Annotated in this window: 8 protein-coding genes and 1 pseudogene; all 9 read left to right on the forward strand. The window is 73.9% G+C overall.

The features are described from left to right. The first annotated feature begins 140 nt into the window (after positions 1–140). Positions 141–683 carry a hypothetical protein gene (locus tag EYA84_RS33590; RefSeq protein WP_236145904.1) on the forward strand — a complete coding sequence of 181 codons (543 nt, stop codon included), beginning with the start codon at positions 141–143 and terminating at the stop codon, positions 681–683. Next, complete coding sequence (locus EYA84_RS22390) at positions 680–1108, forward strand: phage tail protein (protein WP_131055016.1); 429 nt, start codon at positions 680–682, stop codon at positions 1106–1108. Before EYA84_RS33590 ends, EYA84_RS22390 begins: the two co-directional genes overlap by 4 nt. Position 1109: 1 nt before the next feature. Beyond that, entirely contained in the window at positions 1110–1859 is a 750-nt protein-coding gene (locus tag EYA84_RS22395; protein WP_131055018.1) for a LysM peptidoglycan-binding domain-containing protein, read from the forward strand. A 3-nt stretch (positions 1860–1862) separates the two neighbouring features. Beyond that, the gene (locus EYA84_RS22400; RefSeq protein ID WP_131055020.1) at positions 1863–3680 is read left to right on the forward strand and encodes a VgrG-related protein; all 1818 of its coding nucleotides are present in this window, start codon (positions 1863–1865) and stop codon (positions 3678–3680) included. A 13-nt stretch (positions 3681–3693) separates the two neighbouring features. Next, entirely contained in the window at positions 3694–4047 is a 354-nt protein-coding gene (locus EYA84_RS22405; protein ID WP_131055022.1) for a PAAR domain-containing protein, read from the forward strand. Between the two features lie 5 nt (positions 4048–4052). Continuing rightward, the gene (locus tag EYA84_RS22410) at positions 4053–4475 is read left to right on the forward strand and encodes a GPW/gp25 family protein (protein WP_131055024.1); all 423 of its coding nucleotides are present in this window, start codon (positions 4053–4055) and stop codon (positions 4473–4475) included. Continuing rightward, entirely contained in the window at positions 4475–6424 is a 1950-nt protein-coding gene (locus EYA84_RS22415) for a putative baseplate assembly protein (protein ID WP_131055026.1), read from the forward strand. The genes EYA84_RS22410 and EYA84_RS22415 overlap by 1 nt, the downstream gene beginning before the upstream one ends. 28 nt (positions 6425–6452) lie before the next feature. Beyond that, positions 6453–7028, forward strand: a complete 576-nt coding sequence (locus EYA84_RS22420) for a phage tail protein (protein WP_131055028.1) — start codon at positions 6453–6455, stop codon at positions 7026–7028. Next, positions 7015–7356: pseudogene (locus EYA84_RS22425) on the forward strand (hypothetical protein); the annotation flags it as partial. The gene EYA84_RS22420 and the pseudogene EYA84_RS22425, both read left to right, overlap by 14 nt.

Genomic DNA, 7356 nt, shown 5'->3' on the forward strand with positions numbered 1-7356 from the left:
GACGCGGCCCGGACCGAACGCCGACCGGAGCCCGCACCTCGGCCGGACCGGCGGTGCCGGTCCGCTGGACGCGGTCACCCGGCGGCGGACCGGCGACCACGACCAGCCGGACTCCGGCGAGCACCAGGGAGGCGCCCACGATGGCGGCACCAGTCGCACCAGTCGCCGGCCACGGCACCCGGACCACTGCGGCCACCGCGCCGCACCCGGCCCGGCCACCGGCCCGACAGGTCGCCGGACCGAGCCCGGCACCCTTCACAGTCGCCGCGTCGGTGCCCGCCGGCCCGGTTCCGCGCCCGGTCGTGACCCGCGCGGCGAGTATCGGCACGTCCACCAGCACCGCAGCACCGGTCCAGCGCACCCCGCGCGGCAGCACGTCGACGGCGCCGCATCCCGCCCGGACGGTCCAACGGACCGGACCGGTGACGGCCGGCTCCTCGACCGCCACCCGTACCGCGACGGCCGCCGCCGGCTCGACCGGTACGACCCGGGACGCCAGCACCCAGACGGGGCGCGACGGGGGACGCGAGGACCGCGACAGCGCCGAACGGTTCCACCACCTCGACCGGCGGGCCCTGGACGAACTCGCCCACCGGCTCGTCGAACCGATCTCCCGGCTGCTGCGGACCGAACTCCGACGGGGACGCGAACGCTCCGGCCGGTGGCTGGACGGTGGGCGGTGAGCGACATCGATCCCGGCACCAGCGTCCACTTCCGGCTCCGCATCGACGGCATCGACCTCGGCGACTGGAACTCGTGCGACGGGCTCGGCTGCGAGGTCGAGGTGGAGCAGCACCAGGAGGGCGGCAACAACGGCTTCGTCTGGCAACTGCCGTCGCGGGTGCGCTACACCAACGTCACCCTCACCCGGCCGCTGATCCCGGACACCGCCAAGGTGGCCCGGATGCTCGCCAAACTGCCGCAGGGCGTCACCCGGGGCACCGCCCAGATCGCGGCGCTGCGGCCGGACCGGGCCCTGCTGGTCCAGTGGGGACTGGCCGATGTCGTCCTGGTGCGCTGGACCGGCCCGTCCTTCGACCCGTCCCGGTCGGAGACGGCGACGGAGAGCATCGAACTCGCCTACCACGGCTTCCTGGAGGTGGGCTGACGTGCCGACCGGCAAGGTCTCCGCGTTCCTCCAGCGCTACAACCCACCGCTGGGCGGCGGTAACCGCCCCGGCGGGTCGCTCGGCGGCCCGATCACCTTCATGTTCAACCCGAACGAGCTGACGTTGACCAAGTCGGCCTCCTGGATCCCACACGTGGTCCGGGGCGCCGAGCAGGTCGGCATCCCGGAGTTCACCGGCTCGGAGCCGCGCAGCCTCGCGCTGACCGTCTTCCTCGACGTGACCGACACGCACAGCCGTACGGTGCAGCAGCGGGTCGAGAGCCTGCTCTCCTGCTGTACGCCGACCTCCGCCAGCATCGCGGCGAAGGCGCCCTCGCCACCGTGGGTGAAGTTCACCTGGGGTCAGTTCCAGACCGTCTCGTTCTACTCGTACGTCAGCCAGGTCACCGCCACGTACACGCTGTTCGACAGCTCCGGGACCCCGTTGCGGGCGACCTGCGCGGTGAACCTGACCGAGATCAGCGGCAGCAAGCCGGCCCAGAACCCGACCTCCGGCACCCGGTCGGCGCGCCGGGTGCACCGGGTGGTGGACGGCGACTCGTTGCCGCTGCTGGCCCATCGCGAGTACGGGGACCCGACGGTGTGGCGGGTGATCGCCGAGGCGAACGAGATCGACGACCCGAGCCGGCTGCCGCCCGGCACCGAGTTGCTGTTGCCCGCCCCCGACGAGGTCCCCGCCGCACTGTCCCGGGCACCCGTCGGGTCCGGCGCCGCGACGGAAGGCAGGTAGCCCGTGCCCACCGGAACCCTCACCAACATCCTCAAGATCGGCCTGCCCTCGGCGGAACTCCCCGACCCCTGGCCGGACGAGTTGGCGTACGGCTGCGTCGAGGACGGCGTCAACATGCCGGCGGTGGCCACCCTGCGCTACCGCGACCCCGGTTCGCTGCTGGTGCAGAAGGTCGGCATCACGATCGGCCAGCAGTTGACCGTGGCGGTCCGGCCCGGTGACCGCAACGGCGAGACCGCACTGTTCACCGGCGAGGTGGTCACCGTCGAGACGGAGTTCGACGGCACCGGCACGTACACCACGATCCGGGCCCTGGACCTGTCACACCGGCTGCGGCGCGGCCGGCGGGTGGCCCGCTACCTGAACCGGAAGGCGTCCGACATCGCCCGGGAGCTGGCCCGGTTCGCCGGCCTGCCGATCGGCCGGATCGATCCCACCACCGTGGTCTACGAGGTGGTGGCGCAGCCCAACGTCAGCGACTGGGAGTTCCTCCGGATGCTGGCCGCCGACAACGACGCCGAGGTGGCGATGGTCGACGGCGAGTTCGAGTTCCGCCGGCCGGTCCGCGCCGCCTCCGCCCCCGGCCCGCAGACACCCGCCGAACGCAGCGACTTCGTGGCGGAGGTGAACGGCAACGTGCTCACCATGCACGCCACCGTCACCTCGGTCGGCCAGTTCACCGACGTGGAGGTACGCGGCTGGGACCGCCGTACCCGCCAGCCGGTGATCGGCCGCACCCGGGTACGCGACAGCGACGAGGTGCGGCTGCCGGTGACCGCAGGCGAGTTGGCGGAGGGGTTCGGCACCGCCGAGATGCTGGTCGCCGACGTGCCGTACGAGACGGCGGCCGAGGTCGACACCGTGTCCCGCTCACTGGCCGCCCAGGTGGCGACCGGCTTCGCCGAACTCGAGGTGGCGGTCCGGGGCAACCCGCTGCTGCGCACCGGCGTGCCGTTCACGCTCAGCGGCGTCGGGAAGCCCTTCGTCGGCAAGTACACCGTGACCGCCAGCCGGCACGTCTTCGGACCGGCGCGGTTCTACGAGACCTGGCTGACGGTCAGCGGCGCCCAGGACCGGTCGCTCGGCGGCCTGACCGGAGGCACCCCGGCGGCGCTGCGGTCACGGATGCCGGGGCTGGCCATCGGCGTGGTCACCGACGCCAACGCCACCCGTGACCGCAACCACCCGGAACGCCGGGACCGGGGCTGGGTCAAGCTGCGCTTCCCCTGGCTCGACGACGAGTACGAGACCGACTGGGTCCGCACGGTGCAACTGGGCGGGACCGGCGGCGGCGGGGTCTGCTGCCCCGAGGTCGGCGACGAGGTGCTCGTCGGGTTCGAGCAGGGACTACTCGACCGGCCGTACGTCATCGGTGGGCTCTACAACGGCGTCGACCAGCCGTCGCCGCACGACGGGCCACTCGTCGACCCGACGAGCGGGGCGGTGAACCGGCTCTCGTTCGCCTCCCGTCAGGGCCGGGCGGCCGGCGGGCGGACCACCGGCAACTGGGTGGAACTGCTCGACGGGCCGACCGTCGCCGCAGCGGCCCAGGGGGTCCGGCTGCGGACCCAGAGCGGCACCGACAACCTGCTGGTGCACCTGGACCGGGCCGGTACCTCGGTGATCGTCCGCAGCGACGGCAGCGTGGTGATCGAGGCCAAGACCGACCTCACCGTCCGGGGCACCGGGGGTGTCTCGGTCGAGTCGAGCGGGCCGGTCTCGGTCACCGGTCGGGGCGTGTCGGTGGACGCCGGCGGCGGCGAGCTGAAACTCACCGGTGCCAGCGTGTCGATCTCCGGCCGGGTCGTCCGGATCAACTGAGGAGGGAAACGCGATGCCAGCAGCAGCCCGCGTCGGGGACAGGATCGGTCACGGCGTACCCACCGGAAGCGTCGGTCCGCCCGCCGCCGGCCCACCCGGAGTGGCCCCGCCGACGGCCGGTCCCGTGCTCGGCGTGGCCAGCGTGCTGATCGGCGGCCGACCGGCGGCGGTGGTCGGCACCATGTGCACCTGCCCGACTCCGCCGCCGCACCTGGCGCTCGGCCCGACCAACGTGGTGATGCCCGGTCCGCCACGGCCGGGCGGGCTGGTGCTGATCGGTGGCTTCCCCGCCGCCCGGGTCGGCGACCGCACCACCTGCTCGGCGACGATCCTGACCGGTGCCCCGAACGTCACGATCGGGGGCTGAGCGAGGTGGCGGAGCAGTTCATCGGCGCCGGGTGGGCGTTCCCGCTCCGGTTCGACGCCGGTGGCGGGATCGCCCTGGTCAACCGGGAGCGGGAGATCGTCGAGGCGATCCGGCTCATCCTCGGCACCGCCCCCGGCGAGCGCCCCATGCGCCCCGAGTTCGGCTGCGCCATCCACGACTACGTCTTCGCGCCGGCCGACGAGAACACCGCCGGGCAGGTCGCCTTCGAGGTACGCGCCGCACTCGACCGCTGGGAGCCCCGGATCGAGGTCACCGACGTCCTCGTGGGCTTCGACGAGGTGACCGCCGGCACCCTCTACATCGACCTGCGGTACGTGCTGCGCGGGACCAACGATCCGCGCAACCTGGTCTTCCCGTTCTATGTGATCCCGTCGCACGACGGGGCCGAGGTAGAGGCGACGTCCTGATGGTCCTGCCCGCACCCCACCTCGACGACCGACGCTTCCAGCACCTCGTCGACGACGCCAAACGCTTCATCCAGCAGCGCTGCCCGGAGTGGACCGACCACAACGTCTCCGATCCGGGGGTCACGCTGGTCGAGGCGTTCGCGCAGATGACCGACGAGCTGCTGTACCGGTTGAACCGGGTGCCGGAGAAGAACTACCTGGCCTTCCTCGACCTGATCGGCGTACGCCTCTTCCCGCCGACCGCGGCCCGGGCCGCGCTCTCCTTCTGGCTCGCCGCCCCGCAGGCCGAGACGGTGCTGCTGCGGGCCGGGACCGAGGCCGGCACGATCCGCACCGAGACGGAGGAGGCCATCGTCTTCGCCACCGTCACCGACCTGGCGATCGTGCCGTGCGAGCTGGCCCACCTGCGCGTCCACCCCGCCGACGGCAAGGCCGCCGACCGCACCGAGCAGGTACGCGACGGCCGGGACGTGGCCTGCTTCGGCACCCCGCCCACGGCCGGCGACGCGGTGCTGTTCGGCCTGGACGCGGCGGTCCCGTCCTGCACGGTGGTGCTGCGGCTGGAGAGCCGGGTCGAGGGCATCGGCGTCGACCCCCGGCAGCCGCCCGTGCGCTGGGAGGCCTGGGACGGCGCGCGCTGGACGGAGTGCGAGGTGGACAGCGACTCCACCGGTGGACTCAACCGGCCCGGAGACGTGGTGCTGCACGTACCCGCCGGACACACCACCTCCACCGTCGGCGGCCAGCGGGCCGGCTGGCTGCGGTGCCGGCTGGTCGCCGCCGAACCCGGCCAGCCGTTCTACTCGGCGTCCCCGACGATCCGGGCCGCGACGGCCTTCACCATCGGCGGCACCGTCGAGGCGGTGCACGCCGAGACGGTGGTGGGTGAGTTCCTCGGCGAGTCCGAGGGGGTGCCGGGGCTGCACCTGCGGGTGGCCCGCCCGCCGGTGCTCCCCGACGACGAGCCGTTCGTGGTCGAGGTCTCCGACGGCACCGGCTGGCAGGAGTGGACCGAGGTGGACGCGTTCGGCGCCACCGGTCCGGACGACCGATGCGTGACCGTGGACCGGACCACCGGCGAGGTGGCGTTCGGGCCGGCGGTCCGGGAACCCGACGGCACGCTGCGCCGCTACGGCGCGGTGCCGCCCAACGGCGCCCGGCTGCGGGTCCGGCGCTACCGCACCGGCGGTGGGCGGCGCGGGAACGTGGCCCGGGGCGCGATCTCGATGCTGCGCAGCTCGGTGCCGTACGTCAGCCGGGTGGAGAACCGGGAGGCCGCTCTCGGCGGGGTGGACGGCGAGTCGGTGCAGAGTGCCCGGCAGCGGGGCCCGGTGCAGTTGCGGGCACAGGACCGGGCCGTCACCGCCCGGGACTACGAGCTGATCGCCGGGCAGGCCGTGCCGGCCGCCGCCCGGATCCGCTGCCTGCCCGCCGGGGACGGCGCCGACTCCGGCGGCGTACGCCTGCTGGTGGTGCCGGAGGCGGTCGCGGACGCCGGTGAGCAGCTTCGCTTCGAGCAGCTGATCCCGCCCGACGACATGCTCGCCACCATCGCCGCACACCTGGACGCGCGGCGGCCCATCGGCGTACGGCTCAGCGTGGAACCGCCCTTCTACCAGGGCGTCACCGTGGCGGTCCGGTTGACCGCCCGGCCCGGTGCGACGGCCGGGCGCATCCGGACGGCGGTGCTCGACGCGCTCTACGGCTACCTCAACCCGCTGCGCGGGGGCCCGGACGGGACGGGCTGGCCGTTCGGGCGGCCGGTGCAGGCCGGCGAACTCTTCGGGGTGCTCCAGCCGCTGCCCGGCGTCGCGTTGCTGGAGGAGGTCCTGCTCTTCCCCGCCGACCCGCTCACCGGCCGACGGGGCACGGCCACGTCCCGGGTCGACCTCGACCCGCACGCGTTGGCCTTCTCCTACGAACACCAGGTCCGGATCGAGGAACGCTAGGTCCGCCCGGACCGGAGAGGGGTGTCCCATGCGCGGCACGGTGGCGGGTCTCGGCACACCGCATCCGTTCAGCCGACGGCTGCCGGCGATCTACGCCACCGACGAGGTGGCCGGTCGGTTGCTCGCCGCCTTCGACGAGGTGCTGGCGCCGGTGCACGCGACGCTGGACAACCTCGCCGCCTATCTGGACCCCCGGCTGGCTCCGGCCGACTTCGTCGACTGGCTCGCCGGTTGGGTGGCGGCCGAGACGGCACCGGGCTGGACGCTGACGCAGCGCCGTGAGGCGGTCGCCGGTGCGGTGGCGCGACACCGGGTACGCGGCACCGCGCAGGGCCTGGCGGAGCAGGTGCAGATGATCTTCGGAGTCCGGCCGGAGATCACCGAGAACGGTGGCACGGCCTGGTCGTCGACATCCGGTGGGCCGCTGCCGGGTACGGCGACGCCCGCCCTGACCGTGACGGTGCGGGTCGCCGAGCCGGACCGGGTGCCGCTGGACGCACTACGCGCCCTGGTGGAGGCGAACCGGCCGGCGCACGTACCCTGCACGGTCCGGGTCGTCGCCGACGGGCAGCCGGCGGAAGGCGACGACGATGGAGCGCTGTGAGCGGTGCGTACCGGCCGAACCCGGCAGCGCCTTCTGCGGGGTCTGCGGATCGTTCCTCGACTGGGAACAGTCCGCGGACGCGCCCCCGCCCGTCCGGCCGTCGAGCACGCCCCGTTCCGGCCCGACCGCGCCCGACCCGGGCACCGGTGACGGCCCCGGCGACCCGACGCCGTGGTTCGACGCACCGGACCCCGACACCGCGCAGTCCCCGGCCGCCGACACCGCCACCGCGCACACCCGTTCCCCCGGGACCACCGCCGACGACACCCGTTCCCCCAGAAGCGGCGCCGACGACGCCCCGGCGCAACGATCGTGCGGTCGGGTCGGG

The sequence above is a fragment of the Verrucosispora sp. SN26_14.1 genome (assembly GCF_004307965.1).
Lineage (GTDB): Bacteria > Actinomycetota > Actinomycetes > Mycobacteriales > Micromonosporaceae > Micromonospora.